Annotated in this window: 22 protein-coding genes and 1 tRNA gene; 7 read left to right on the top strand and 16 right to left on the bottom strand. The window is 67.2% G+C overall.

What is annotated here, in order from left to right; genetic code table 11:
- Window positions 1-37 precede the first annotated feature (37 nt).
- Both tmk and topA read right to left on the bottom strand, forming a co-directional pair.
- Window positions 38-655 (bottom strand): dTMP kinase, encoded by a 618-nt coding sequence (gene tmk, locus AC1MB9_RS12495; RefSeq protein ID WP_479962271.1) that lies wholly within the window; start codon window positions 653-655, stop codon window positions 38-40.
- Window positions 652-3,690 carry a type I DNA topoisomerase gene (gene topA, locus AC1MB9_RS12500; RefSeq protein ID WP_479962272.1) on the bottom strand — a complete coding sequence of 1,013 codons (3,039 nt, stop codon included), beginning with the start codon at window positions 3,688-3,690 and terminating at the stop codon, window positions 652-654. Before topA ends, tmk begins: the two co-directional genes overlap by 4 nt.
- Window positions 3,691-3,866: 176 nt before the next feature.
- Here topA and AC1MB9_RS12505 point away from each other — a divergent pair, with 176 nt between their 5' ends.
- The gene (locus AC1MB9_RS12505) at window positions 3,867-4,106 is read left to right on the top strand and encodes a hypothetical protein (protein ID WP_479962273.1); all 240 of its coding nucleotides are present in this window, start codon (window positions 3,867-3,869) and stop codon (window positions 4,104-4,106) included.
- Window positions 4,107-4,114: 8 nt separating this feature from the next.
- Here AC1MB9_RS12505 and AC1MB9_RS12510 read toward each other — a convergent pair whose 3' ends face one another.
- The 5 genes from AC1MB9_RS12510 to AC1MB9_RS12530 all read right to left on the bottom strand — a co-directional run bounded on the left by AC1MB9_RS12510 (window position 4,115) and on the right by AC1MB9_RS12530 (window position 7,372).
- Complete coding sequence (locus AC1MB9_RS12510; protein ID WP_479962274.1) at window positions 4,115-4,480, bottom strand: Rv3654c family TadE-like protein; 366 nt, start codon at window positions 4,478-4,480, stop codon at window positions 4,115-4,117.
- Window positions 4,456-4,818 (bottom strand): TadE family type IV pilus minor pilin, encoded by a 363-nt coding sequence (locus AC1MB9_RS12515; RefSeq protein ID WP_479962275.1) that lies wholly within the window; start codon window positions 4,816-4,818, stop codon window positions 4,456-4,458. The genes AC1MB9_RS12510 and AC1MB9_RS12515 overlap by 25 nt, the downstream gene beginning before the upstream one ends.
- On the bottom strand, window positions 4,799-4,990 hold the full coding sequence (locus tag AC1MB9_RS12520; RefSeq protein WP_479964641.1) for a DUF4244 domain-containing protein: 192 nt from the start codon (window positions 4,988-4,990) through the stop codon (window positions 4,799-4,801). Before AC1MB9_RS12520 ends, AC1MB9_RS12515 begins: the two co-directional genes overlap by 20 nt.
- Before the next feature lie 244 nt (window positions 4,991-5,234).
- Window positions 5,235-6,221, bottom strand: a complete 987-nt coding sequence (locus tag AC1MB9_RS12525) for a type II secretion system F family protein (protein ID WP_479962276.1) — start codon at window positions 6,219-6,221, stop codon at window positions 5,235-5,237.
- A gap of 62 nt (window positions 6,222-6,283) precedes the next feature.
- A complete protein-coding gene (locus tag AC1MB9_RS12530) occupies window positions 6,284-7,372 on the bottom strand; it encodes a TadA family conjugal transfer-associated ATPase (protein ID WP_479962277.1) in 1,089 nt (362 codons plus the stop codon).
- Window positions 7,373-7,925: 553 nt separating this feature from the next.
- Here AC1MB9_RS12530 and acs point away from each other — a divergent pair.
- Window positions 7,926-9,902 carry an acetate--CoA ligase gene (gene acs / locus AC1MB9_RS12535; RefSeq protein WP_479962278.1) on the top strand — a complete coding sequence of 659 codons (1,977 nt, stop codon included), beginning with the start codon at window positions 7,926-7,928 and terminating at the stop codon, window positions 9,900-9,902.
- Window positions 9,903-9,966: 64 nt separating this feature from the next.
- Here acs and AC1MB9_RS12540 read toward each other — a convergent pair whose 3' ends face one another.
- On the bottom strand, window positions 9,967-10,437 hold the full coding sequence (locus tag AC1MB9_RS12540; protein WP_479962279.1) for a RidA family protein: 471 nt from the start codon (window positions 10,435-10,437) through the stop codon (window positions 9,967-9,969).
- A gap of 3 nt (window positions 10,438-10,440) precedes the next feature.
- Window positions 10,441-10,614 (bottom strand): Sp36 family protein, encoded by a 174-nt coding sequence (gene sp36 / locus AC1MB9_RS12545; protein WP_479962280.1) that lies wholly within the window; start codon window positions 10,612-10,614, stop codon window positions 10,441-10,443.
- 50 nt (window positions 10,615-10,664) lie between these two features.
- Here sp36 and AC1MB9_RS12550 point away from each other — a divergent pair, with 50 nt between their 5' ends.
- The 5 genes from AC1MB9_RS12550 (at window position 10,665) to AC1MB9_RS12570 (ending at window position 16,700) form a co-directional block, all read left to right on the top strand.
- Window positions 10,665-13,247 (top strand): transglycosylase domain-containing protein, encoded by a 2,583-nt coding sequence (locus AC1MB9_RS12550; RefSeq protein ID WP_479962281.1) that lies wholly within the window; start codon window positions 10,665-10,667, stop codon window positions 13,245-13,247.
- A 98-nt stretch (window positions 13,248-13,345) separates the two neighbouring features.
- Window positions 13,346-14,305 carry a metallophosphoesterase gene (locus AC1MB9_RS12555; RefSeq protein ID WP_479964642.1) on the top strand — a complete coding sequence of 320 codons (960 nt, stop codon included), beginning with the start codon at window positions 13,346-13,348 and terminating at the stop codon, window positions 14,303-14,305.
- An 88-nt stretch (window positions 14,306-14,393) separates the two neighbouring features.
- Window positions 14,394-14,467, top strand: a tRNA-Pro gene (locus AC1MB9_RS12560).
- Window positions 14,468-14,554: 87 nt separating this feature from the next.
- Entirely contained in the window at window positions 14,555-16,054 is a 1,500-nt protein-coding gene (locus AC1MB9_RS12565; protein ID WP_479962282.1) for a DHA2 family efflux MFS transporter permease subunit, read from the top strand.
- Window positions 16,055-16,208: 154 nt separating this feature from the next.
- Window positions 16,209-16,700 (top strand): VanZ family protein, encoded by a 492-nt coding sequence (locus AC1MB9_RS12570; RefSeq protein ID WP_479962283.1) that lies wholly within the window; start codon window positions 16,209-16,211, stop codon window positions 16,698-16,700.
- Window positions 16,701-16,892: 192 nt separating this feature from the next.
- On the opposite strand, the gene AC1MB9_RS12575 is transcribed toward AC1MB9_RS12570, so the two are convergent.
- The 7 genes from AC1MB9_RS12575 to AC1MB9_RS12605 all read right to left on the bottom strand — a co-directional run bounded on the left by AC1MB9_RS12575 (window position 16,893) and on the right by AC1MB9_RS12605 (window position 26,709).
- A complete protein-coding gene (locus tag AC1MB9_RS12575) occupies window positions 16,893-17,663 on the bottom strand; it encodes an HAD-IIB family hydrolase (RefSeq protein WP_479962284.1) in 771 nt (256 codons plus the stop codon).
- 103 nt (window positions 17,664-17,766) lie between these two features.
- A complete protein-coding gene (locus tag AC1MB9_RS12580) occupies window positions 17,767-19,566 on the bottom strand; it encodes a DUF4012 domain-containing protein (protein WP_479962285.1) in 1,800 nt (599 codons plus the stop codon).
- Between the two features lie 94 nt (window positions 19,567-19,660).
- Entirely contained in the window at window positions 19,661-20,974 is a 1,314-nt protein-coding gene (locus AC1MB9_RS12585) for a UDP-glucose dehydrogenase family protein (protein WP_479962286.1), read from the bottom strand.
- 65 nt (window positions 20,975-21,039) lie between these two features.
- Window positions 21,040-22,482: a GH1 family beta-glucosidase gene (locus tag AC1MB9_RS12590; RefSeq protein WP_479962287.1), complete on the bottom strand. Its 1,443-nt coding sequence runs from the start codon at window positions 22,480-22,482 to the stop codon at window positions 21,040-21,042.
- Window positions 22,479-24,815: an alpha-xylosidase gene (gene yicI, locus AC1MB9_RS12595; RefSeq protein ID WP_479962288.1), complete on the bottom strand. Its 2,337-nt coding sequence runs from the start codon at window positions 24,813-24,815 to the stop codon at window positions 22,479-22,481. Before yicI ends, AC1MB9_RS12590 begins: the two co-directional genes overlap by 4 nt.
- A 2-nt stretch (window positions 24,816-24,817) precedes the next feature.
- Complete coding sequence (locus AC1MB9_RS12600) at window positions 24,818-25,732, bottom strand: carbohydrate ABC transporter permease (protein WP_479962289.1); 915 nt, start codon at window positions 25,730-25,732, stop codon at window positions 24,818-24,820.
- Entirely contained in the window at window positions 25,732-26,709 is a 978-nt protein-coding gene (locus tag AC1MB9_RS12605; RefSeq protein WP_479962290.1) for a carbohydrate ABC transporter permease, read from the bottom strand. The genes AC1MB9_RS12600 and AC1MB9_RS12605 overlap by 1 nt, the downstream gene beginning before the upstream one ends.
- Between the last annotated feature and the right edge of the window lie 55 nt (window positions 26,710-26,764).

The following is a 26,764-nucleotide window of genomic DNA, read 5'->3' on the forward strand; positions in this document are numbered from 1 at the left end:
GACGCCGGATTTCGGGGGCGCTGACGGTACTCCGCGGTTAGAGCAGCGTGGCGACTCGCGCACGAACCTGCGCGGCGATGGTGTCGGCGGATGCCGCGGCATCCAGCACAAGAAACCGTTCCGGCTCGTTGGCGGCGAGGTCCAAAAACGCGGCGCGCACGCGGGCGTGGAATTCGCCCTTTTCCGCCTCGAGCCGGTCGAAGCGTTTGTTGGCGGCGTCGAGACGACCGCGGGCATTCGTTTCGTTCAGGTCGAGCAGAATCGTGAGGTCGGGGAGCAGCCCCTCGGCCGCCCACAGCGACAGGTCGCGTACCTCGTCGGCGCCGAGCACTCGCCCGGCTCCCTGGTACGCCACGGAGGAGTCGATGTAGCGATCCTGCACAATCACCTCGCCCCGAGCGAGCGCCGGGCGCAGTTTGGTGGCCACGTGCTGGGCGCGGTCGGCCGCGTACAGCAGCGCCTCGGCCCGCGGTGCGACTTCGCCGCGATGGTGCAGCACGATCTCGCGGATCTCCACGCCCACCTCGGTTCCGCCCGGCTCGCGGGAGCGCACCACGGTGCGCCCCTCGCCCTCGAGCCAGTCGGTGAGCAGCTGGGCCTGCGTGGTCTTTCCCGCGCCGTCGCCGCCCTCCAGCGTGATGAACAGTCCCGTCACTCCCCCGCTGCCTTCTTGGCTGCGTTGGCGGCCCGGGTCGCGGCGGCCTTCTTCGCCGTCGCGGCCTTCGCCGCCGCGGTGGGCGCCTTCTTGGCCGGTGCCTTCTTGGCCGGTGCCGGGGCGATGCCGGCATCCGCGGCCTTCTTCGCGGCGGTGGCCGCCCGGGTCGCGGCGGCCTTCTTCGCCGTCGCGGCCTTCGCCGCGGCGGTGGGCGCCTTCTTCACGGCCGGCTTTTTCGCGGCGGGCTTCTTCGCGGCGGGCTTCTTCGTGCGCGGCGCGGCCGGTCCCTTGGCGCGCTTGTCGGAGAGCAACTCGACCGCACGGTCGAAGTCGATCTCGTCGACACTTTCGGACTTCGGGATGGTGGCGTTGGTGACCCCGTCGGTGACGTAGGCCCCGAAACGACCGTCCTTGACCTTGATCGCCTTGCCACTCTCCGGGTCGGGCGCTTCGAATTCCTTCAGCGCGCTCGAGGCGCGACGAGCGCCGTACTTGGGCAGGGCATACAGTTCCACGGCGCCGGCGAGGTCGATGTCGAAGATCTGGTCCTCGCTCGTCAGCGAGCGCGTGTCGACACCCTTCTTCAGGTACGGGCCGAACTTGCCGTTCTGCGCCGTGATCTCCGACGACGTCTCCGGGTCGATTCCGACCACGCGCGGCAGCGCCAGCAGGCGCAGGGCCGTTTCGAGGTCCACGGTGGCGAGGTCCATCGACTTGAAAATGGATGCCGTGCGCGGCTTGTCGGCGGCAGCCACCTTCTTGGCGGCGGGCTTGCGCTTGGGCTTGACCGGCTTCACTTCACCCGTGGCGGGGTCGATGGTTTCCGTGACAACCGGCGCCGCCAGCGCGGCGGCGGCCGCCGCTGCCACGGCCGGGTCCACGACCGGCGCGGGGTCGAGCTCGGTGACGTACGGCCCGAAACGGCCGTCTTTTGCCACGATCTCCTTGCCGTTCTCGGGGTTGATACCGATGACACGGTCGGTGATGACGGGGGCGTTGATCAGTTCGCGCGCCTTCGCCGGGGTGAGCTCGTCGGGTGCGAGTTCCGGGGGAATGTTCACGCGGCGCGGCGGGGCATCCGGGGCGGCATCGGGGTCGATGACCTCGAGGTAGGGCCCGTACTTGCCGATGCGGAGCGTGATCTCCTCGTCGATGGCGATCGAGTTGATGGTGCGGGCGTCGATCTCACCGAGGTTGTCGATCACGTTGCGCAGGCCGCGGTGCTTGTCGGAGCCGAAGTAGAAGCTGTTCAACCAGTCGGTGCGGTTGGCCTCTCCGCCGGCGATCCGGTCGAGGTCGTCTTCCATTTCCGCGGTGAAGTCGTATTCCACCAGGTCGCTGAAGAATTCCTCGAGCAGCCGCACCACCGAGAAGGCGATCCAGTTGGGCACGAGCGACTGTCCGCGCGGTGTCACGTAGCCGCGGTCGGTGATGGTGGAGATGATCGACGCGAACGTGGAGGGGCGGCCGATGCCGAGCTCCTCGAGCTTCTTCACCAGGCTCGCCTCGGTGTACCGGGCGGCCGGCGTGGTTTCGTGGCCCTTCGCCTCCAGATCCAGCAGTGCAAGCGTTTGACCCTCTTCGAGCGGAGGCAGCTTGGATTCGGTCGCGTCGGTGGGCGCGTTGCGCTCCTCGTCCTTCGACTCCTCGTAGGCGAGCATGAACCCGCGGAACGTGATGACGGTTCCGCTGGCCGTGAATTCGGCGAGGGCGCCGGATGCCGCGGGGTGCGTGGCCGTACCGGTCGGGCCGGCAGCGATCGTCACCGACGCGGTGGACCCGGTTGCGTCCTTCATCTGCGAGGCGACGGTGCGCTTCCAGATCAGATCGTAGAGCTTGAAGTCGTTGCCGCGCAGGCTGGACTCGAGCGAGGCCGGTGTGCGGAACGTGTCGCCGGACGGGCGGATGGCCTCGTGGGCCTCCTGCGCGTTCTTGCTCTTGCCCTTGTACGTGCGGGGCGCGTCGGGAACGGTTTCCGCACCGTAGAGCGCGGCGGCCTGGGTGCGGGCGGCCGAGAGCGCCTGCTGTCCGAGCGACGGCGAGTCCGTACGCATATAGGTGATGTACCCGTTTTCGTACAGCGACTGGGCGACGCTCATGGTCTGGCGTGCGGTGAAGCGCAGCTTGCGGGCGGCTTCCTGCTGCAGCGTCGACGTGGTGAACGGCGCGGCGGGGCTGCGGCGGTACGGCTTGGAGGCGACCTTGGTCACTTCGATGTTGACGTTCGGCTCCTGAAGCGCCGTGGTGAGGGCGTGGGCAGAGGCTTCGTCGAGCGTGGCGGCCTTCACGGTGGGCTTGAGCCGGCCGGAGTCGTCGAAGTCGCCGCCGGTGGCGATGCGCTCACCGTTCAGGCGCACGAGCTTGGCGTCGAAGCCCTGCTCGGTGTCTGCGGTGGATGCGGCGAGGCGGGCGAGCAGGTCCCAGTAGCCGGCGGACACGAAGGCGAGGCGTTCGCGTTCCCGGTCGACGACGAGGCGGGTGGCGGCGGACTGCACGCGACCTGCGGACAGGCCGGGGCCGACCTTGCGCCACAGAACGGGGGACAACTCGTAACCGTAGATGCGGTCGAGGATGCGCCGGGTTTCCTGCGCGTCGACGAGGGCGGTGTCGAGGTCGCGGGTGTTGTCTGTCGCCGCGAGGATGGCGTCTTTCGTGATCTCGTGAAAGACCATGCGCTTCACGGGAACCTTGGGCTGCAGCACCTGCAGGAGGTGCCAGGCGATGGCCTCCCCTTCGCGGTCCTCATCAGTTGCGAGCAGGAGTTCATCGGCGTTCTTCAGTGCACGTTTGAGTTCGCTGACCGTCTTCTTCTTGGCGTCGGACACTACGTAGTACGGCTCGAAACCGTTTTCCACATCCACCGAGAACCGGCCGAGTGCGCCCTTTTTGAGTTCGACGGGCAGGTTTTTCGGCTCAATGAGGTCCCGAATGTGTCCGACCGAGGATAGAACTTCGTATCCGTCGCCCAGATACGCCGCGATCGACTTCATTTTTGTCGGCGATTCGACAATGACCAGCTTCTTCGTGCCTGGCACCAGACTCCTCTTTATACGTAGTGGCCGATAGGTCGACCACAGCACACCATACACACCCGAATGGAGTACCCGCCTAATTAGGGGGTGCCCAGACCGGGGCGTTCGCGGGCGTACACCCCGGTGGTTGGTTTGCATTCAGCCCTTGCGACTTCTCCCCCGGCGAGGACAATGGTGCCATGGGAACAACGCAGGGCACCTACACCGCGAAGTTAACGGATGGCCCACTCGAAGGCAAGACCATCACGACCGAGTTCCTCGACTCCGGGGATCCGCGGGCGCGAATCGAGATTCCGGCGGGCGAGGCGGGCAAGCGCTACGTGTATTCCCGCGGGCCCGGCCTCGAGTTCGACGAATCCACGTCGCCCGTGCGGCCGACCGCCGTGGGATACCGGTTCATTGAGGCCGTGTTCGGGTAATTCGCGCGTCACGGCGGCGGTCCGGCCCTGGCCTCGGCGGCCAGGTCGAACACGAGGAAGCGCCGCCGCACGCCGACCGTGGCGATGAGGCCATCGACGGCGCATCCGGAGATGGATGCGCCGTTGAGCCGCGCCGCCTCGGCCGCCGTCTGACACGGATACCCGGCGACCAGGCCGGAGACGGTGTCGGCGGCGGCGAGCGCCGAGGCATCCGCCGCGTTCTGCACCGATTGGTTCACGGCGAGGGCCGTCAACAGGGGCAGGAGCACGACGGTGAGCGTGAACGCCGCACCGAGGATGCCGACCGCGAGCACCGACCCTGCGCCGTCTTCACCGGCATGCCCGCGCATCACAGCCCGCCGACGAGGGCGCACGACTCCGATTCGAGGCGCAGTCCGGCGAGCGCGAAGGCCGCGAAGCTGCTGTCGGCGCTGAGCCGCGCGCACACGAACTGCCCGCGCGTCTGCCGGGAGAGGCGTACACCCCGCATCTCGCTCCCCACGAGCGCCGCGACCTGATCCGGGGTGTCTCCGCGGGACAGCGCGCGGGCGGCGTCGGCCGCGGCGTCGGTGAGGCGCACCTGCTGCCCGACGACCTGCACGGCGCCGAGGCAACAGCCGAGCACGAGCACCACCGCGGGCAAGACGGTTGCCAGTTCCGCGGTGACGGTTCCCGCCTCCCCGGCGACGCGGTCAGCCCACCGTGAGCGCATTGCGCACGAGATCCGTGAGAATGGACCGCACCTCGGCGCCGCGCAGGATCACAATGAGCAGGCCCGCGAACCCGACCGCGGCCATCGTTGCGACGACATATTCGGCGGTGGCGGCGCCGCGGTCGTCGTCGAACCACCGGCGGTTCAAACGTCGGCTCAAACGTCGGGACAGCCACGCGGTCGCTCCGCCGGCGCGGCTCCTCGCTCGGGTTGTCGCGGGGCCTGGGTTGTCCGGTGGTTGCTGGTCGAGCACGGTTGTCTCCTTCTGCGTCGTGATTCGCGTTCACCCGCGGCGCGAGTGCACCCACTGTGCCGCGCGATCGGCGGCCGGCGGGGAGACGAGATCAATCCGTTCAGGTCTCGGGTTCGGGCGCACCTGTGGAGGAGAGCGCCGGTGCGGCCACGCCCGATTCGGTTCAGAACGAGCCGAGGGTGGTGGAGAGAATGGACAAGACCAGCGGCACCACACCCACGAGCATGAATGCGGGCAGCACGCACACCCCGAGGGGCAGCATCAGGGTCACGGCGAGCGCCTCCGCGCGGCGCTGGCCCGCGCTGCGCGCGTTGCGGCGGGCCTGGTCTGCCTCGCTGCGCAGGAGCTCGGCGGCCGGCACCCCCGCACGTTGCGACAACCGCAATACCCGACTCATCGGCTCATCGTCCGGCGCCCCGTGCGCGGCCGACGCGGAGCGCAGGCCGAACCGCTCGGTGACCTCCCGCACCAGTGCGCGCGCCCGATCGACGGAGGCGCCACCCGTCATGGCGATGGCCATGAGGTCGAGGTCAAGGCCGGGCGTCGCATCGGCGCGGGTGGCCGCGCGCACCAGACGCCGGTTCCAGCGTGCGGCGACCTGCATCAGCGCGGCTCCGGAGAGGAGGCACAGCCATCCCGGCACGGTGAGAAAGAGCACCTGCAGGGCGTTGAACCCCATCAGGGCGCCGACCGCGATTGCCCCGACGGGCAGACCCATCACGAGACGCGCCGTGGCGCGGGGTCCCGACAAAGCCACCTGCAGGTCGCGGTGCAACTGTCCGAGTTCACGAAAGCTCGCGGCCTGGTCGCGCAGGCACCGGGCGAGCGGCGCCCCGGCCGCGGTGGCAACCGCCCACGCCGCGGCGAGTCCCAGCCACGCGTCGCCGACCTGACCGCCCAGTAACCGGGCGCCGACGGCGACCGCATCAGCCACGCTCTCGCCGCGGGATGCCGCCGCGGCGGCCGCGCGAATGATGGCGACGGTCGCCGGCTCCTGCTGGGGCTCGGGCTGGGCCCGGCCGTCGGCAGCCGATGACTCCGGCGTGGTTTCGGGCAGCAGGTAGGTCCAGGCCGACGCGGGAGACACTCCCGCGGAGAGCAGCACGGCGATGCGCTGGGTCACCACCGCCACGTCTTCAAGCGGCGCCACGTCCGCCCTTCTCCGCCCCCACCGGCGACGCGCGTCGCAGTGCGGGCCCGCGTCACGCACGGTCACGCCGGCACCACCACGAGTCGATCACGGTCATCCAGATCGAATCGGCCCATCCGGGTGAGCAGCCGCCGCGTGCCGTAACGCTCCAGGTGCAACACGAGACCGATGGCGCTGACGGTTTGCCGCGCAACCGCCTCCGCGCTCATCCCGGCGAGCGCGCCCAGCGCCTCCAGCCGCGCGGCGACGTCTTCCAGCGAATTGGCGTGCAGGGTTCCCGCTCCGCCATCATGCCCTGTGTTGAGCGCGGTCAGCAGATCCCGCACCTCGGCTCCGCGACACTCCCCGAGCACCAGCCGGTCGGGCCGCATGCGCAGCGCCTCCCGCACGAGAGCGTCCAGCCCGATCCGTCCGGCGCCCTCCAGATTGGCTTGCCGGGCCTCAAGGCCCACCACGTGCGGGTGCGCCACACGCAGCTCGGCCACGTCTTCGATCACCACAATGCGTTCCCCGTGCGGCGCCTCACCGAGCAGCGCCGAGAGCAGGGTGGTCTTGCCGGTTCCGGCGGCGCCGGTCACGAGCAGGTTCTCCCTGTCCGTCACGGCCAGGCGCAACCGCTCGAGCACTGCGGCTGCCGCCGGTTCCCTGCCCAGCATTCCTGCCGCCCGCAGCGCGGCGAGGCTCAACCGCTCGCGACGAGGCAGCCGCACTGAGATCAACGTGCCGGAACTGGAGGCCGGGGGAAGTACGGCATGCACGCGGATGCCTTCGGCCAGCCGCACATCCACGCAGGGACTCGCCTCGTCCAGGTGGCGCCCGCCGAGCGCGATCAGGCGAACCGCCAGGTGCCGCGCCTCCGCCTCCGAGCATCCCCAGCTCGACTGACGCTCGAGGCCCGTGCCGGTATCCGCCCACAGCCCGGATTCCCCGTTGACGAACAGGTCGGTGACGAGCGGGTCGACGGCGTACCGCGCGAGCGGGCCGAGCGCCTCGGCGCGCACAGCATCTGCACGCCCGGCATCCGCCCGCCCCGGCAGGTCCGGACGGGCAGCCGTCCCGGGCCGTGGCGGGGCTGCCGGCACGGGCGGGGCTGCGGCAGGCGCCGAATCCGGCACGTTATAGGAGGGGACGGCGACGAATGGCTCAGTCATGCGGCCGACAATATCGGCGGGGCCAGGCCCACGCCCGGCGAAGGCTTCACTAGTGCACTCCCGGCGGCAGGCCCGCCTGTGGAGGCATCCAGTTCAGGGTGCACCGGGCCGTTGGTCTGGCCGGTGAGCCCGGTTTGAGAGTCGGCTTACGCGGCCTCGATCGCTCCTTCGTCGCGCCTCGACCAGCGGGGCAGACGAGCCGTCGTCATCGCGAAAGAACCTCGGGGATGCCCAACGGCGTTAAAACGAGGGGGCGGCGCCTATTGGGGGGAACAGACGCCGCCTAGCAACACGCAGATTGGGGGGAACCATGCGCATCGCTGGCCAGAACTTTCGCTCTGACGGATATCAGTGTACTTGGCGTGGGCAGAAGTGCAAGTCCAAACAGGCCCCCTAAACCGGTACCCCCTAGTCAGGGGGCTTTCGGGTCGCGCGCCACATATTTTCGCCCTGGCGCTGGGCGTTCATTTAGTGTCCCATCCATAGCGGTATGGTTCAGGGGTGGCGAGCCCACGCCTGCATTCACGCATCGCAAAGGAGCGACACCAGAATTATGAGCGTTCAGATTGATCACCTCCACAGCGAATCCGGTAAACAGCGATTCGCGCCCACGCCCGAGTTTTCTGCGCAGTCCGCGGCGAGTCCCGAGCTCTATGCCGATGCCCAGGCGGACCGACTCGGCTTCTGGGCCGATCAGTCGCGCGAGCTGCTGCACTGGCACAAGCCGTTCACCAAGACTCTCGACTGGACGAACCCGCCGTTCGCGAAGTGGTTCGACGACGGAGAACTCAACGTCGCCTACAACTGCCTTGACCGTCACGTCGACGCCGGCAACGGCGACCGGGTCGCGCTGCACTTCGAGGGAGAACCAGGGGATTCCCGCGACATCACCTACGCGGAGCTCACCGCCGAGGTGAAGCGCGCCACCAATGTTCTGATCAAACTCGGCGTCAAGACCGGCGACCGGGTCGCCATCTACCTGCCGATGATCCCCGAGGCCGTCATCTCGATGCTCGCCGTCGCCCGCCTCGGCGCCGTGCACTCGGTCATCTTCGGCGGCTTCAGCGCCGAGAGCCTCCGCTCACGCGTCGACGACGCCCACGCCGTGCTCGTGATCACCGCCGACGGCGGCTACCGCAAGGGCCGGGTCTCCGCCCTCAAGCCGGCCGTCGACGCCGCGTTGCAGTCCGGGGATTCCTCGGTCGAGAACGTGCTGGTGGTCAAGCGCACCGGCCAGGACGTGGAATGGAACGACCGCGACCTGTGGTGGCACGACGAACTCGCCTCCGTTGACGCCGAGCACGTGGCCGAAGCATTTCCCGCCGAAAACCCGCTGTTCATCCTCTATACCTCCGGCACGACCGGGGCGCCCAAGGGCATCCTGCACACCAGTGGCGGCTACCTCACCCAGGGTGCCTTCACACACAAGAACGTGTTCGACCTGAAGCCCGAAACGGATGTCTACTGGTGCACCGCCGACGTCGGCTGGATCACCGGCCACACCTACGTCGTGTACGCCCCCCTCGCGAACGGCGCCACCCAGGTGCTGTTCGAAGGCACCCCGGATTCGCCGCACCCCGGCCGCTGGTGGGAGATCATCGAGAAGTACAAGGTGAGCATCCTGTACACGGCGCCCACGGCCATTCGCACCTTCATGAAACTCGGCCGGCAGATTCCGCAGAAGTTCGATCTCACCAGCCTGCGCGTGCTCGGTTCGGTGGGCGAGCCCATTAACCCCGAGGCGTGGATGTGGTACCGCGAGGTCATCGGCGCAAACATCACCCCGGTGGTCGACACCTGGTGGCAGACCGAGACCGGCGCCATCATGGTGTCCGCCCTTCCCGGCGTCACCGAAACGAAACCCGGTGCCGCGCAGGTCGCGATCCCCGGCATCGCGATCGACGTCCTCGATGACGACGGCACGCACGTGGGCCACGGCAACGGCGGCCTCCTCGTGGTGACGCAACCCTGGCCCGCCATGCTGCGCGGCATCTGGGGCGACCCGGAGCGCTTCAAGGAAACCTACTGGGACAAGTTCGAGGGCACGACCGGCGCGAAGCACGGCCCGCTGTACTTCGCCGGCGACGGGGCACGACTCGACGACGATGGGGACATCTGGCTGCTCGGGCGGGTGGACGACGTGATGAACATTTCGGGACACCGGCTCTCCACCGCGGAGATCGAATCGTCGCTCGTGGCGCACCCGCTGACCGCGGAGGCAGCCGTCGTCGGCGCCTCGGACGCGGTCACCGGGCAGGCCGTTGTGGCGTTCGTGGTGATCAAGTTCAGCCAGGCGGAGACCGCGTCGCATGAGGACATCAGTGCCGTGTTGCGGGCGCACGTGTCCCAGCAGATCGGTGCGATCGCCCGCCCGCGGGAGGTGTTCATCGTGGACGAGCTGCCGAAGACCCGGTCAGGCAAGATCATGCGTCGCCTGCTGCGCGACGTGGCCGAGGGCCGCGAGGTGGGAGACACCTCCACTCTCGCCGACACCTCGGTGATGCAGATCATCACGCAGAAGATGAAGTAGCACCCGTCAACACACGTATGGCCGCTTCCCGAGGGAAGCGGCCATACGTGTGTGCGGGGCCGTTTTAGGCGAAGGCCACGATGAATTCAACCTCAACGGGGGCGTCGAGCGGCAGCACGGCCACGCCCACGGCGGAGCGAGCGTGCTGGCCCCGGTCTCCGAAGACCTCGGCGAGCACCTCCGAAGCACCGTTGATGACGCCGGGCTGACCGGTGAAGGCCGGGTCGGATGCGACGAAGCCGGTGACCTTGACGACCTGCGTGATGCGGTCGAGGGAACCGATGGCGCCCTTGATGGCCGCGAGGCCGTTCAGGGCGCACTGGCGCGCGTAGGCCTTGGCGTCGTCAGCCGGAACGAGTCCGGGACCGTCGCCCACTTTGCCGGCGGCGGGGAGCGCCCCGGCGATCATGGGCAGCTGGCCGGCGGTGTACACCAGCGAACCGGCGACCATGGCCGGCACGTACGCGGCGACCGGGGCCACGATGGGCGGCAGTTCGATGCCGAGTTCGACCAGGCGAGCCTCAACCTGTGACATTGCCTAGGCCCCTTCCACGGTTGCGGCCGCGATCGGACGCTTCATGTAGGCCACGAGGCCTCCTTCCGGACCGGTGACAACCTGAACGAGTTCCCACCCGTCAGAGCCCCAGTTGTTCAGGATTGCGGCGGTGTTGTGAATCATCAACGGCGTTGTGAGGTACTCCCAGGTGGGCATGTGACTCCTATTGAGGCGGATTTCCAGATTTGTCGCTTACGCTCAAGTCTATGTCTGCCAAAAAACGCACGGTGAGCGGAGCCCTCTCGGGGCTCCTGGCCTTCATCGGTATGAGCGCTGTCGCCGGGGTCCTCGTGACCGTCGCCGTCACACCTGCCCTTGCCCTCTCGGGGATGACGGCCACCAACACCATCAACGTGTTCGAGAACATGCCGGACTACCTGTCCATTGATCAGCTCGCCCAGAAGAGCAACATCTACGCGAAGCAGTCCGACGGAACACCCGTGCTGCTCGCCTCCTTCTATGAGCAGAACCGCGTCGAGGTTTCCTCCGACGCGATCAGCCAGTTCGTGAAGGATGCCGCCGTCACCGGTGAGGACCCCCGATTCTTCGAACACGGCGGCATCGACCTGCAGGGCACCGTGAGCGGCGCCGTGTCCACACTCGCCGGCGGTGCCACCCGCGGTGGATCGTCTATTACGCAGCAGTACGTCAAAAACGTGCTCATCCAAAAATGCGAGGCGATGAACGACGCCGACAAACTTACGGCCTGCTACAAGGACGCCACCGAGATCTCCATCGACCGCAAGCTCAAGGAGATGCGGCTCGCCATCGGCGTGGACAAGAACTACGCCAAGGAAGACATCCTGCGTCAGTACCTGAACATCACCGGCTTCGGTGGCACCGTGTACGGCATCGAAGCCGCCGCGAACTACTACTTCAACACCACCGCGGCGAACCTCACCCTCCCCCAGGCCGCGAGCCTGGTGGCGATCGTGAACAACCCGGTAAAGTACCAGCTCGACCGACCGGACAGTGAAACCAACGGTGCGGCCAACGGCTACGCCGACAACAAGGTGCGTCGCGACTACATCCTCGGCGAGATGCTGCAGTACAAGAAAATCAGCCAGGAAGACTACGACGCGGCCATCGCCGCCCCGATCGAGCCGACCATCACCACCTCGGCCACCGGATGCCAGACCGCCGGCGCCAACGCCTACTTCTGCAACTACGTCACCTCCATCCTCAAGAGCGACCCCACCTTCGGTGCCGATGCCGACACTCGTCTCACGAACTTCCGTCGCGGCGGCTACAACGTCTTCACGACGCTGGATCTCGATCTGCAGAATGCGGCCGTCGCAACCCTCGACGCGAACGTGCCAAAGATCGTAGCCAACTGGGACGTGGGCGCTGTCGTGTCCAGCGTCGGAGTGGGAACCGGCAAGGTTCTGGCGATGGCCCAGAACAAGGACTACACGCAGGATCCCAACCAGACCGGGGCCAACTACGAGGCCATCAACTACAACACGGACCGCACACAGGGCGGCTCGCTCGGCTTCCAACCCGGATCAACGTACAAGGTCTTCACTCTCGCCGAATGGCTGAAGGAAGGCCACACCCTGAACGAACGTGTGGACAGCTCCAGAAAATCCAACTGGGGAACATTCCAGGACAGCTGTGACGGCCCACAGACCTTCCCCGGATTCAACCCTCGCAACGACGCGAACGAATCCGGCCGCAACTACAGCGCCCTCCAGTCCACGATCGGTTCCATCAACACCGGATTCATCGGAATGGCCAAGGAGCTCGACCTCTGCGGTATCAAGAACACGGCTGAGTCCTTCGGCGTGCACCGCGCCGACGGCGGCGATCTGTTCAAGGGCGCCGGCGCGGTTCTCGGCACCAACGAGATCGCACCGCTCACCATGGCGACCGCGTTTGCCGGCATCGCCAACAACGGTTCGACGTGCACGCCGATCGCCATCGAGTCGATGGTGGCGGCCGACGGAACCGAGATGCCCGTGCCGGAGTCCACCTGCACGCAATCGGTTGAACCGGAGGTCGCCGCCGGCATGACGTACGCCATGTCGCGCGTCATGACGAGCGGAACCGCCCGGCAGTCCTATGCGAACACGTCGCCGCGGGTTCCCGTAATCGGCAAGACAGGCACCACTGACGACGCGAAAGACACCTGGATGAGCGGCGCGAGCAGCGAGGTTGCCACGGTTGTCGGCGTCGTGAATGTGAGCGGCCCCTACAAGAGCCAGCGCAGCGCGTACTTCCCGAGTGGTCGAGCGTCCGACGCGCGCCACCGCATGTGGCCCGACGTCATGTCGGTCGCGAACGCGAAGTACGGCGGGGACGCATTCAAGGAAGCCTCCAACGCCGTGCTGCAGGCCGTGCAGGTGAAGGTACCCGACCTCCGCGGCAAGTCCATGGCAGAGGCCAAGTCCGCCTTGACGTCCGCCGGCTTTGAGTTCACCGACGGTGGACCTGTGGATTCGGAGATGCCCGAGGGAACCGTGGCGAGCACCAACCCGGCCGGTGGGACCACGGCCGATCGCGGGTCGACGGTGACGGTGTCCTCGAGCAACGGCAGCGGTGTGGTGATCCCGGATGTGGTGGGTAAGAGCGAGGCGGAAGCCAAGGCCATACTCACCGCCGATCCCCTCAAGTTCAAGGTCACCAAAACCGAGCAGGCCGCGACGGAACCCGGCCAGAAGGACAAGGTCATCTCGATGTCACCGGAGGCCGGATCCGGCGCCAAACCCGGCTCCGAGGTGACGATCGTGGTTGGCACGGAGAAACCGGCCGCGGCCGGGGACTCCCCGGGTCAGGGGCCCAAGGGATGAGCCGGGTGAGTTCGGCAGACATCCTCGATCTTCTGAAGCTGCAGGACGCCGTGCACGTGGCACGCACTCCCCTGCCCCGCGCGGGAGGCGGCGGGCGCATCGTGGCCGCCGCCTCCGTTCTCGTCGCGGCGACCGGCCTCGCGGCCTTCGCCTGGGGCGCTCTCGTGGAGCGCCGCCGCTTCACTCTGCGTGAGGTGACCGTTCCGGTGCTCGCACCGGGCGCTGCCCCCATTCGCGTGCTGCACATCTCCGACCTGCACATGGCCCCGTGGCAGAAAGACAAGCAGGAGTGGGTTCGCAGCCTCGCCCGTGTGAAACCCGATCTGGTTGTGAACACGGGCGACAACCTCGGCCACGCCGACGGCATCGACGGTGTCGAATTCGCCCTCGCTCCCTTCCAGGACGTGCCCGGCGTGTTCGTGAACGGCTCCAACGACTACGTCGGCCCGCAGCTCAAGAACCCGTTCCGGTATTTCGCCGGGCCGTCCAAGCGCCGTGCGGGCGGCTCGCACGAGACCCTCGACACCGACCGGCTGCGCACCGTGTTCACGAACCTCGGCTGGGCCGACATCAACAATGCGGCCGAGGCGCTCGACGTGAACGGCACGCATGTGGAGTTCTTCGGTGTGGATGACCCGCACATCGGGCGCGACCGCCTCGACCTGATCACGCGCGCGATCGACGACCTGCGGGCCAACGATCCGCTCTCGGACGAGCGCTGGCCCGACCCCGGCACGGCTCCTGAGCCGCGACCCACGGTGACGATCGGGGTGACGCATGCGCCGTACCAGCGGGTGCTCAACTCCCTCGTGAACCACGGCGCGCAGCTCATTCTCGCCGGACACACGCACGGCGGACAGGTGTGCGTTCCCGGTTTCGGCGCGCTCGTGACCAACTGCGACATTCCCCGCAGCCAGGTGAAGGGCCTCAGCCTGTGGAACCTCGGGCTGCGCACCGCGTTCCTGAACGTATCGGCCGGCCTGGGCACGTCGATCTACGCTCCGGTGCGTTTCGCGTGCCGCCCGGAGGCGACGCTGCTCACCCTCACCGCAGCCTGACGCACTGCCGCGGGCGAAACGCCCGCTGTTCTGTCGGTTCGCCAGACCGGCCCAACAGGACCTATACTGAGTGAGGCCCACGGGCCATCGGGGTATGGCGCAGCTTGGTAGCGCGCGTCGTTCGGGACGACGAGGTCGCAGGTTCAAATCCTGTTACCCCGACTGTAGTAATAAAACCCCCACTCTTCGGAGTGGGGGTTTTATTGTTTCCCTTAGCGACTTTCCTCCCCACGCGAATGGACCGACACCATGTCGAAGACTGCTCCTCAGCTCCGCCCCGCCGTCGTCGTCTCCCGCCGTGCGTGGCAGGCGCTCATCGTGCTTCTCGCCGGCATGTTCATGGCGCTGCTCGACACGACCATTGTCAACGTGGCGCTGCCCACCATCCGCACGAGCCTCGATGCCTCTGAGGCGACGCTGTCCTGGATCATCTCCGGGTACGCCCTCGCCTTCGGCCTCGCGCTCATCCCGGCCGGTCGCGTGGGCGACCGGATCGGGCACAAGTGGGTGTTCTTCACCGGGCTCGCCCTGTTCACCCTGGCCAGCCTCGCGTGCGGGCTCGCGCAGAATGACCTGCAGTTGATCGTCGCGCGCGTCGTTCAGGGCCTCGCCGGCGGAATCTTCGTTCCCGCCGTGACCGCGGTCATCCAGCTGATGTTCCCCCCGCAGGCTCGCGGCAAGGCCTTCGCTATTCTGGGCTCCGTCATCGGCGTCTCCACGGCCCTCGGACCGATCGTGGGCGGGCTCATCATCCAGGCCTTCGGCGACGAAAACGGCTGGCGGCTCGTGTTCTGGGTGAACCTGCCGATCGGTATTGTCGCCCTGGTCGCCGCCGCCCGTCTGTTGCCCTCGCGGGCCGAGGCGTCTGTTGCCGGCGGCGGCGCACCCGGTGCCGTCGCACCGGCCCGCGTCGCCCTCGACTGGGTGGGCCTGCTGCTCGTTTCCGCCGGGCTCGTGGCGCTGCTGGTGCCGCTGATCGAAGGCGAAGACCAGGGCTGGCCGTGGTGGACCTTCGTCTCTCTCGCCGGCGCCATGGTACTCATCGTGCTGTTCGCCGTCTGGGAAGTCGCCTACGCGCGTCGCGGGCTCAACCCGATCGTGCCGCCGCGGTTGTTCAGCCACCCGGCGTTCACCGGTGGCGTCATTCTCGCGCTCGTGTACTTCGCGGCGTTCACCAGCATCTTCTTCACCATCTCGATCCTGTGGCAGGCGGGCCTCGGCCACACCGCCCTCGAATCGGGGATTGTGTCCATTCCGTTCGCCATCGGCAGCATCATCGGGGCGTCCCAGAGCCATCGGCTCTCGGAGCTTCTCGGTCGTACCGTGCTCGTGCTCGGTGTGGCGTTTGTCACCGTGGGTCTCATCTGGATCTGGCTCGTTCTGCTGCTGACTCCGGTGGGCGACCTCACCAACTGGCACCTGCTGGCACCGCTGCTCATCGCGGGGCTCGGCAGCGGATGCTTCATCGCACCGAACGTGCAGTTCATCGTGGCGACCGTGGATCGTACGGAGGCCGGCGCCGCGAGCGCGGTCGTCGGCGTGATGCAACGCGTGGGCAGCGCGATCGGTATCGCCGTGATCGGAAGCGTCTTGTTCGGCACCCTCACGGTGAAGGGGCCAGGGCCGGATGCGCTCGCCACCGCGTTCACGGCCAGTGCCACGAGCGCCATGGCCGTCAGCGCCGGGTTCAGCGTGATTGCCCTGGTGCTGGTCTTCGCTCTGCCGAAGCGCGTCGCCGCCTCGTCCTAGGGCGAACACCGGCCGCTTTCCCGGCTGATGCTCAGGCGGGTCAGCCGGGCGCACCGGGGCGCTCAGAATTGTCCATCATGGTCAAATCAATGGTGAGCGGCCGGGTGTGCCTATTTGCCATGTACCCACCGCCCAAGCGTGTAGTGGTATGAGCGTGAACGACGTACGTCTGGGTCGCCATGCGGCCCTGCGCCGCCTCGCCGCCGTGTTGGGCCTTGCCTATCTTCTGGCGCTCGCGCTGATCGCATTCTGGCCCTCTCCGGTCGATCGGGGCGTGCACGGCCCCCTGGTGTCGTTCCTCGCCGCCCTGCAGCGCCATGGGGCTCCCGGCTGGCTGACCTACGATTTCGTCGAGTTCGCGGCCAATATCGCTCTCTTTGTGCCGGTCGGCCTGCTCGGCGTCATCCTGGTCGGGGCGCGGCACTGGTGGTTCGCGATTTTTGCCGGATTCGCCGCCAGCTTCTGTATCGAGGTCGGGCAGCTGGTTTTTCTGCCCGCCCGATTTGCCACGGTGAACGACATCATCGCGAATACGTTCGGGGCCGGGTGCGGCGCCGCGCTGGCTCTCGTGGTCATCGGCATCACTCACGCGTGGCCGTCAGCCGGCACAAACTCCTCCACCGCGCGACGGCTTTACAGCACCTAGAGTGGGGGTTGTGCTCATTTCATTGCGTCGTTCATTCCGGCAACTGCGGAACCGACGCAAGTGCGCGCTCTGCGGCGTCGACACTCTCGAGCCGGCCGCGCGGTATGGGGCCCTGCGGTTCTGCTGCAGCGAGCACCGCGCCGAATGGCACGCCAGCTCCGTGCTCTGATTCCCTGGCGCCAGACCTGACGTCTAGGGCTGGGCGGCGAGCCGGGGAATGAGCGTTTCGAGGTAGGCCGCCGTGTCTTCCCATCCGGCAACAGCCACGCACTCGACGCCGAGCACCTTCACGGGATAGTCGTTGCCGTTCTCATCGAGGCGGTCACCGATGAAGAGCATGTCCGAGAGCGGCACACCGGTCAGTTCCGCAAGACGCTTCATGCCGTAGGCCTTGTCGATGCCGCGACGGGTGATATCAACGGATGTCGACCCTCCCGACCGTACTTCGAGGTCGGGCAACAGGCCCTGCACCTTTTCCCGCAGGGCGTTCTTCTTCTCACCGGTGGGATCCCATCGCACCTTGCTCTCCACCGGGGCGCCCTGTCCGAGCGCCGAAAAGGTGATCTGTGAGCCGCGGTCCTCGAGGATGGGGCCCCAAGTGTCGGATTCCCAGTAGCCGAGCTCGCGCGCGCTGGTTTCTACGGCGGAGAGCGCCCGGGACTTCTCGTCGTCGCTGAGGTTCTCCGCGTACACCTGCGTCCAGGCGCCGTCGGCGTGGCGGTAGTACTGCGTGCCGCACGTGGGGAGCAGGTGCAGACCGGTCAACGCCTCGTCGGAAACGTTCTCGAGGTTGTCGACGAGCTGCATCCTGAACTGCGAGAAGTTTCCCCCTGAGATGACGCACACCACGGCCACGTCGAGCAGGCGTACGAGCAGCGCGGCCATGCGCGCGTCGAGCGGGGACTTTGATGCGGCGAGGGTGTCGTCGAGGTCGAAGGCCACGAGGCGGGGCAGTGCAGTCATCGGTGTTGTTCCTCACAGTTCGGCCCACGTCATGACTCGAGGCACCCCTCGGCGCCGCAGGGCTCGTGCAAGCCTAGCCCGGCAGACGCCGGCCACCGCACGGTCACTCGCAGTCGAACGCCAGGTTCCCCGGCGTTTGAGAGGTGATGACGGGGGTGCCGACCGCCAACACCTCCCTGGTGGCGGCCACCTGGCCCAGGTAGTCGAAGCGCAGCTCGGTGCTCTCACCCGGCGCCAAATTCACGCTCACCGCACTCACCGGATACCCGGCATCCATCGCCTCGGTGTGGTCGACGGTCGCAGCGTCACGCGTCAGCCCGAGGTCGTTCATGCCGGGCACGCCGTAGACCGACACGAGCGTCTCCACGCTTCCCGGAGTCACCCCGAGCCGGCCGTCACCGGTGACCCGAGGCGACAGCGTCGTTCCCGCGTCGAGGGGGGCGGCGTTGGTGAGCGTCAGGCCGACCCGATAGCTGGGGCGACCCGTTGCGCTGCACGTTCCCTGTGCGAGGACCACCTTCACGTTGAGGTAGGTGTCCATTTTTCCGCCGGTTGCATCGTTGAGATACACGCCGAACCGCGAGGTCTGCGCGTCACTCTGCGGCAGTTCCCCGGCGAGCGTCGTGCCGGCCAACACCTTCCGTTCCGGCGCGTGCGTGCTCCACACGAGCACGCGCCCCTCGGTACCCGCCCGGCCGAATCCCGCGATGAGCTTCACCGAGTCGGCCCGCCCCGCCAGGACGTGTTCGAAGACGGATTCCGCGGCCGCCGAGAAGAACGCGTCCTGATCGTTCTTGTCCGCATAGCGCTCATACACGTCCCGTGTGAGCATCTGCAGCACGTTGTCCGCGTTGAGCACCTCGCCCGTGGACAGCATGACCGGCCCGGTGGCCTCCAGCAGGTAGCCGAGCGTGACCGGGTCAACGGTGAGCACCCCGTCGACGGAGAGACCGAACTTGAGCGGCCACATCTCCTGCGCCAGTGCGCCGGTGAGCGCGAAGTGCGGGGTGAGCTTGGCGTTCTGCACGAACCGGCCGGTGGTTTCACCGTAGATGGCCGTGGTGTCGGCCGGCAGCGGCAGCACGGATTCGGCCGTGGACTTGAACTCCTCGCTCGACGCCTGCTGCGCCAGGGTGATCTTCCCGTTCTCGGTGTGCAGGATCGCCATCGCCCCCGAAACGCCACCCGTCGAACGCAGCTCGCCGGGGTGCTGCACGAGCAGCAGATAGTCGCGCGGGCCGCTGCGGCCCAGCATGTCGGACAGCAGACGAACGGCGCCGTCCAGGGTGTCGATGCTGGTGGTCGCTTCGCCCACCACGCTCGTGAGCCGGGCGAGGGCATCCTTGACGGGAGGGATTGTGCGCGACGCGTCGATGGCCCGCACGTTGCGTTGCGCTTTCGTCAGGGCCACATTGGCGGCGCTGATCTGCGGCTGAACGACGGTGAGCGGCGTCAGGTCGAGCACGCCGTCGACGGGCTTGAAGTCGGCCACGTGCACCTCGCCCATGATCTGGGTGAGCGGCTCCGCGGCATCCTGAACCAGGTTGTCGACAATGGATGAAACCTTGCGCACGGCCGTGAGGTTGTCACCGAGCAGGGGAATCATCTCGTACGCCCGCCAGATCGGATCGCCGGTCAGGCTCCGGGCCCGCTCGGCGTGCGGGGCGAGCCTGGCGAAAGTGTTGCCCGCGGCCTGACCGTCTGCGGAGGCGATCTGCGTGCGGATCGTGGCGGCAAGCGGAATCGCGCTCTGCAGTTCGTTCTTGGCCATGACCGCCCTCACGCCCACCCAGGCGGCCCCCAGATGCAGCAGGATCAGCAGCGCGACCGCGACGCGCACGACCGCGACTCTCGACACGGTGGGGCCCGCCTCGAGAGGTTGCGGCACGTCGGAGGGCTCCATGCCAGTAGTAAACCAGAGCAGACGCCGCGATTCGCCACGGCGTGCACTCAGTTAGAGGGGCATCTTCGGTGTGCGCCTCGTGCCCCAGCGTTTTCTAAGGCCGCCCGAGTCCCTGGTACGTCCAGCCGGCGGCGCGCCAGGCTGCCGGGTCGAGGGAATTGCGGCCGTCGACGATGGTCTTGGTGCGCACGAGCGAGCCCACCCAGACCGGGTCGAGGTGCCGAAACTCGGGCCACTCGGTCACGAGCACCACGGCATCGGCGCCCCGCAGGGTGTCCTCCAGGGATTCCGAATAGGTGAGCTGCGGATGCCGCGCGCGGGCATTGTCTATGGCCTGCGGGTCCGTCGCGACGACCTCCGCACCCAGGCCGCGCAGCTGCACGGCCACGTCGAGGGCCGGTGAGTCGCGCACATCGTCGGAGTGCGGCTTGAAGCTCAGGCCGAGCACCGCGACCTTGGCTTTGTAGATGGCCGGGCCCAGCGCGCTCACGGTCAGATCCACGACGCGCTGACGACGACGGAGGTTGATCCCGTCAACCTCCTTCAGGAAGGCGACCGACTCACCGCGGCCAAGTTCCTCGGCACGCGCGGTGAACGCACGAATGTCCTTCGGCAGGCACCCGCCGCCGAAACCCACGCCGGCACCGAGAAAACGGCGGCCGATGCGGTTGTCGTAACCGATGGCATCCGCCAACTGAGTGACGTCAGCACCGGTCACCTCGGCAATCTCGGCCATAGCGTTGATGAAGCTGATCTTCGTGGCCAGGAACGCATTCGCGGCGACCTTCACCAGCTCGGCGGTCGCGTAGTCGGTGACGACCAGCGGGGTCTCCGCCTCGAGCGCCGCGGCGTACACCTCACTCAACAGGGCCGTCGCGTGCGCTCCGGCCTCACCGTCGGGCACACCGTACACGAGGCGGTCTGGGCTGATGGTGTCTTGCACCGCAAAACCTTCTCGCAGAAATTCCGGGTTCCAAGCGAGACTCGCCCCGCTGCCGGAGGCCTCCACGATGCCCGCGAGACGGGCCGCGGTGCCCACCGGAACTGTGCTCTTGCCCACGACGAGGTCGCCGGCGTTCAGGTGCGGGAGAAGCGCGTCGATCGCCGAATCCACATACGTGAGATCGGCAGCATAACTGCCGGCCTTCTGCGGCGTGCCCACCGCGACAAAGTGCACCCGCGCGCCGGCGGCATCGGCAATGTCGGAACTGAAGCGCAACCGACCCGACGCCATCGCCGACGTGAGCACCTCCGGCAACCCCGGTTCGAAGAACGGCGGACGCCCCTCCGAAAGATGCGCGATCTTCTGCGCGTCCACGTCGATCCCAATCACGTCGTGCCCCAGATCCGCCATCGCGGACGCGTGCACGGCGCCCAAATAGCCGCAACCGATGACCGATATCTTCATGCTTGAATCCTCATGCTTCGACCCTATCGGCGCTGAGTGTACCCGTTCCGCCACACGAGGTCGGATCAGGCGCGTTCCGGCTCGGGAATACGTCGCGTGGCGATGAGTTCGCTGTACCAGCGGGCGCTGTCTTTGGGGGTGCGCACGAGAGTGTCGTAGTCCACGTGCACGATGCCGAAGCGCTTGGAATAGCCGTATCCCCACTCGAAGTTGTCCATCAGTGACCACACCTGGTAGCCGCGCAGGTCGACGCCGCGGGCCATGGCACGATGGGCGGCCGTGAAGTGCCGGCGCAGGTAGTCGACCCGCTGCGGGTCTTCCACTCGGGGTCCGTCGGGTGTCTGCACGACCTCATCGACGAATGCGGCACCGTTCTCGGTGACCATGAGCGGCTGAGCCGGAAACTCCTCGTGCAGCGAGACCAGCAGGTCTTCGAGGCCGGCCGGCTCGATGTTCCAGCCCATTTCCGTGTACGGCCCGGGCTGAGGCAGAAACTCCACCCGATTGGCGCCGGGCCACGGAGACCCTCCGACGTCCTTGTGGCCGTCGGCGTTCTGCCGCGCGGAGACCCCGTCCCACAGCCGCACGAGCGTTGTGGAGTAGTAGTTCACGCCGAGCACGTCGAGCGGCTGGTGAATGATTTCGGTGTCGCCGGGCAACACGAACGCCCAGTCGGTGATCTGCTTCGTGTCTTCCAGCACGTCGGCCGGGTATGCGCCGGTGAGCAGCGGGCCCAGGAACACCCGGTTGGCGAGCGCATCGATCTGCCGGACCGCCTCGGGCCCGGTCTCGCCCTCACCCCGCAGAACGTGCAGATTGAGGGTGATCGAGAAGTCAGGGTCGTTGGTCACGAGCGGTCGGAGCGCCTGGATCGCCAGCCCGTGGGCGAGGTTGAGGTGGTGCACCGCCGCGAGCGCGTCGGCGCCGTTGGTGCGACCGGGGGCGTGCGCTCCTGAGCCGTAGCCGAGGTACGCCGAACACCAGGGCTCGTTGAGGGTGGTCCAGGTGTCGACCCGGTCACCGAAAGCCGCGCCGAGGATGCGGGCGTAGTCCGCGAAGGCGTACGCGGTGGCCCGGTTTGTCCAGCCGCCTTCGTCTTCGAGCGCCTGCGGCAGGTCCCAGTGGTACATCGTGGCGATGGGGCGGATGCCGCGGCTGATCAGCCCGTCGATCAGGCGCCGGTAGAAGTCCAGCCCGTTCTCGTTCGCGGGGCCGCAGCCGGTCGGCTGAATGCGTGACCAGGCGATGGAGAAGCGGTACGCCTGCAGGCCGAGCTGCACCATCAGATCGAGGTCGTCCTCGATCCGGTGAAAATGGTCGGCGGCCACGTCGCCCGTGTCTTCGTTCCAGATTTTGCCTTCGGTGTGGCTGAAGGTGTCCCAGATCGACGGCCCGCGGCCGCCCTCGTCGACGGCGCCTTCCACCTGGTAGCTGGCGGTCGCGGAACCGAAAAGAAAGTCCTTCGGAAACTCGAGGCCGGAATCGCGGTAGTCCGTGTTGAGTGTCACAGGGTTGCCTTTCGTTCGTGGGAGGCCACAATGGTGCCGCCGGCGCGGCGGGCGCGGAAGGGTGCATCCGAGCTGCTGGTCACCACGATCTCGCCGTCGACCTCCGCGACGGTGAGGTCGATCTGTGTGCCGTCGAGCGGGTTGGCCACCGAAACGGTGCGCGTGGTGCCCGCTCCCCCGGGGTACACGGTGACGAGCGCGTCATCCGTGTAGTCGTAGTCGGGCCGGTCGGCCCGCGAACCGGTCACGAGCACCGCCCCGCCCCGCACCCAGAGGGGCAGACTGTCGAAGGCGTGGGTTTCCCGGCGCCACACCGGCCCTTGGGCGACCTCGCCCGTGAGGTAGTTCGTCCAGGTTCCGGCGGGCAGGTAGTACTGCACGTCGCCCTGGGCGCTGAACACCGGCGCCACGAGCAGGTCAGGACCGAGCAGGTACTGCCGGTCCAGGTAGTCCACGCCCGGGTCCCCCGGAAATTCGAGCTGCATGGGCCGCATGAACGGCGTGCCCGAGCGATGCGCCTCCAGCCCCACCCCGTAGAGATAGGGCATCAACGCGAGCTTCAGCGTGGTGAAGCGCCGCGTCACGTCGACCGCACTCTGGCCGGCCTCCTCGGTGCCGTCGTCGAACAGCCACGGCACCCGGTAACTGGTGGAGCCGTGCAGGCGGGAGTGGCTCGACATCAGCCCGAAGGCGAGCCAGCGTTTGAAGACCGCGGCGTCGGGCATGCCCTCGAAGCCCCCGATGTCATGGCTCCAGTAGCCGAAACCGCTGAACGCGAGCGACAGTCCGCCGCGCAGGGTCTCCGCCATCGATTCGAAGCTCGACGAGTTGTCTCCGCCCCAGTGCACGGGCTGCATCTGTCCGCCCACGGTGGCCGAGCGCGCAAACAGCACCGCGTCGCCTTCGCCCCGGTGTTCCTGCAGCACCTCGAACACGGCCTGATTGTAGAGCTGGCTGTAGAGGTTGTGCATGACATCGGGTGCGCTGCCGTCGTGCCACACGACATCCGTGGGGATGCGCTCGCCGAAATCGGTTTTGATGGCGTCGACGCCCTGGCCGAAGAGGCGCCGCAGCTTGCCCTGGAACCAGGTGACGGCATCCGGGTTGGTGAAGTCCACGAGCGCCATGCCGGCCTGCCACATGTCCCACTGCCACACGTCACCGTTGGCCTTCTTCACCAGGTACCCGGCGGCCCGGGCCTCGTCGAAGATTCCGGCGCGCTGCGCGATGTAGGGGTTGATCCAGGCGCTCACATGCAGGTTTTTCTCGTGCAGCCGGGCGAGCATGCCCTCGGGGTCGGGGAACACGCGCGGGTCCCATTCGAAGTCGGTCCAGTTGAACTCGCGCATCCAGAAGCAGTCGAAGTGAAAGACGGACAGCGGCAGGTCTCGCTGGGCCATGCCGTCGATGAAGCTCGTGACCGTGGCTTCGTCATACTGGGTGGTGAACGAGGTCGACAGCCACAGGCCGTACGACCAGGCCGGCACCCGCGCCGGTCGGCCGGTGAGGGCCGTGTACCGCTCGAGCACGTCCTTTGGCGTGGGCCCGGCGATCACCAGGTATTCGATGGCGTTGCCGGCGACGGAGAACTGCACCCGCTCCACCGCTTCGGTACCCACTTCGTACGACACGTGCTCGGGGTGGTTCACCAGCACGCCGTACCCGCGGTTGGTGAGATAGAAGGGCACATTCTTGTACGACTGTTCGCTCGACGTGCCACCGTCGGCATTCCAGATGTCCACCGTCTGGCCGTTCTTCACGAGCGGTCCGAAACGCTCGCCGAGCCCGTAGACCAGCTCGCCGACCCCGAGAGACAGCTGGGCGTGCATGTAGGCGGATGCCGGCGCAAGGCCGGTGGCGGTGACTCCGGCCACTCCGGCCGGCTCGGCGGTGATCGGGGCGCCGGGCGCGAGGCGCATCTGGCCGATGGACTTGTGGCCGCTTTCGGTGAGCGTACGCCCGTCGGCTTCGAAGGTGAGGTTCCACGGCGCCCCCTGCGCGATACGCCCGGTGAGGCCACCCGAGACGAGCGTGCCGCCCGTGGCGTCGACGGCGGTGGTACCGACATCCGTGTGGGCACCCACGAGGTCGAAGCCGGGACCGGTCGCTGCGCCACGGTGTTGTTCCACCCGTACGCGGATGACGCCCTCGAGCGGTGAGGAGAGTGTGACGGTGAGCAGCGAGCGGTTGAGTACGTCACCGCGACTCTCGATGACCTTGGTGGGTGCGCTCACGCGCAGGCTGCGTCCGAACTCTTCTATGTCGTAGGCCTCTTGGGCGTACTGGGCGGTGACGCCGGGTCGGGTGTGCCAGAAACCATCGGTGAATTTCATTGTTACTTGACTGCTCCTGCGGTGATGCCCCGGGTGAGGGTGCGTTGGAAGATGAGGAAGAAGATGAGCGTGGGCAGCAGTCCGAGCAGGGCGGAGGCGCTCGTCGTGGTGACGTCCATGAGTCGGTCGCCCTGCAACACCGCGATCGACACCGGCACGGTCTGCGCCGCGTTGCTCACGAGGAAGGTGAGCGGGATGAGGAACTCATTCCAGGTCCAGATGAAGAAGAAGATCAGCAGCACGCTCAGGGTCGGTTTGGTGATCGGGTACACCACCCGCCAGAGGATGCTCCATCGGCTGGCGCCGTCGAGCGAGGCCGCCTCGAGGATCTCCTTCGGGAAGGTGCCGAGAACGGATGCGAGCAGGTACGTTCCGAAGGCGCTCTGGATGACAACGAAGATGATAATCACGGCCCACTGATTGTCGTAGAGGCCCACGAGTTTGAACATGAAGTACAGCGGGTACAGCAGCACCTCCTGCGGGAGCATGTTGGCCAGCAAAATGAGCAGCACGATCCAGGTGCGGCCGCGCACGCGGCCGATGCCCAGCGCGTAGGCGTTCAGCAGGGACACGCCCACCGCGAGCACCGCCACGACGCTGGAGATGAAGAAGCTGTTCCACAGCTTCTCGGGAAAATTGACGCGCTCCCAGAAGTTGACCATTCCGTCGAAGTAGAGCTCGGTGGGCAGTGAGAGCGGCCCGGAGTTGTTGTAGTCGGCCGGGGATTTGAAGGAGTTGATGAGGATGAGGAAGAACGGCACCGCGATCAGCAGTCCGATCAGGATGGCGACGCCGAGCACGGCCCAGTCGCCCGCGGTTTTGCGGGTGGTGCTGCCGCCCTTTCTGCGACGGGCAGGCCGTGCGGGGGCCGCCGGGGTCGCGGCCGGTTGCGGCGCGAGGACGGTATCGGTCGACATCAGATGGCCTCTTCTTTGCGTTCGAGTCGGGTCTGGGCGAGGAGGAAGACGATCGAGACCACGGCGATCACGATGGTGAGCGCCGTGGCGATGGTGGCGCCGTAGCCGACCTGCTGGGATTGGAAGAACTCGCTGTAGGCGTAGTACGCGGGAACCATGGTGGAGGTGCCCGGGCCGCCGCCGGTGAGGGTGTAAATGGGCCCGAACACCTTGAGGGCGGCGATGGTGCAGGTGAGAGTGACCACGAAGATCTCCGGCCGGATGATGCTGACGGTGATGGCCGTGAACCGCTGCAGCCAGTTGGCGCCGTCGAGTTCGGCGGCCTCGTAGAGCTCGGGGTCGACGCGTTGCAGCGCCGCCATGAAGATGACGATCGGGTACCCGAGCTGCACCCAGATCATGATCACCATGATGCTGGGCAACGCGGTGTCGGGGTTGCCGAGCCAGTTCTGCGCGAGCCCTCCGAGGCCGATGCCGTTGAGCACCTCGTTGAGTGCGCCGTTCTGGGGGCGCAGGATCCAGCCGATCACGATCGCGGCGATCACAGCGGGGAGGATCTGCGGCAGGTAATAGGTGGCGCGCAGGAAGCTCGCGAACTTGCCCCCGAATTTCTTGCCGATGAGGTCGAAGAGCATGGCCGCGAGCACCAGGCCGAGCAGGGTGGGAACCACCACCATGGCGAGGATCATGGCGATCGAGTTGCCGAACGAGGTCCAGAAGACCGTGTCGCCGGCGAGTTTCACCCAGTTCTCCAGGCCCACCCATTCCGGTGGGCGGATGCCGCGGTAATCCGTGAAGGTGAGGTAGATGTTCCAGATGAGCGGCACGACGATGATCAGGGTCAGAAGCGCCATGCCGGGGATCAGGTAGATCCAGAATCTATTGGGGCTGCTCCCGGGAATGAGGCTCTGCCGGGCTGGTGTCTTCGAAGCCCGGGGAGCGTCAACGGGAGCATCTGTATCGGATGCTGTCGTCATGCGATGTCCTTCGTGTGTGTGGCGTGGGCGGGTCGGGGGCCGTGCGGCCCCCGAC

Source organism: Cryobacterium sp. AP27, assembly GCF_056680495.1.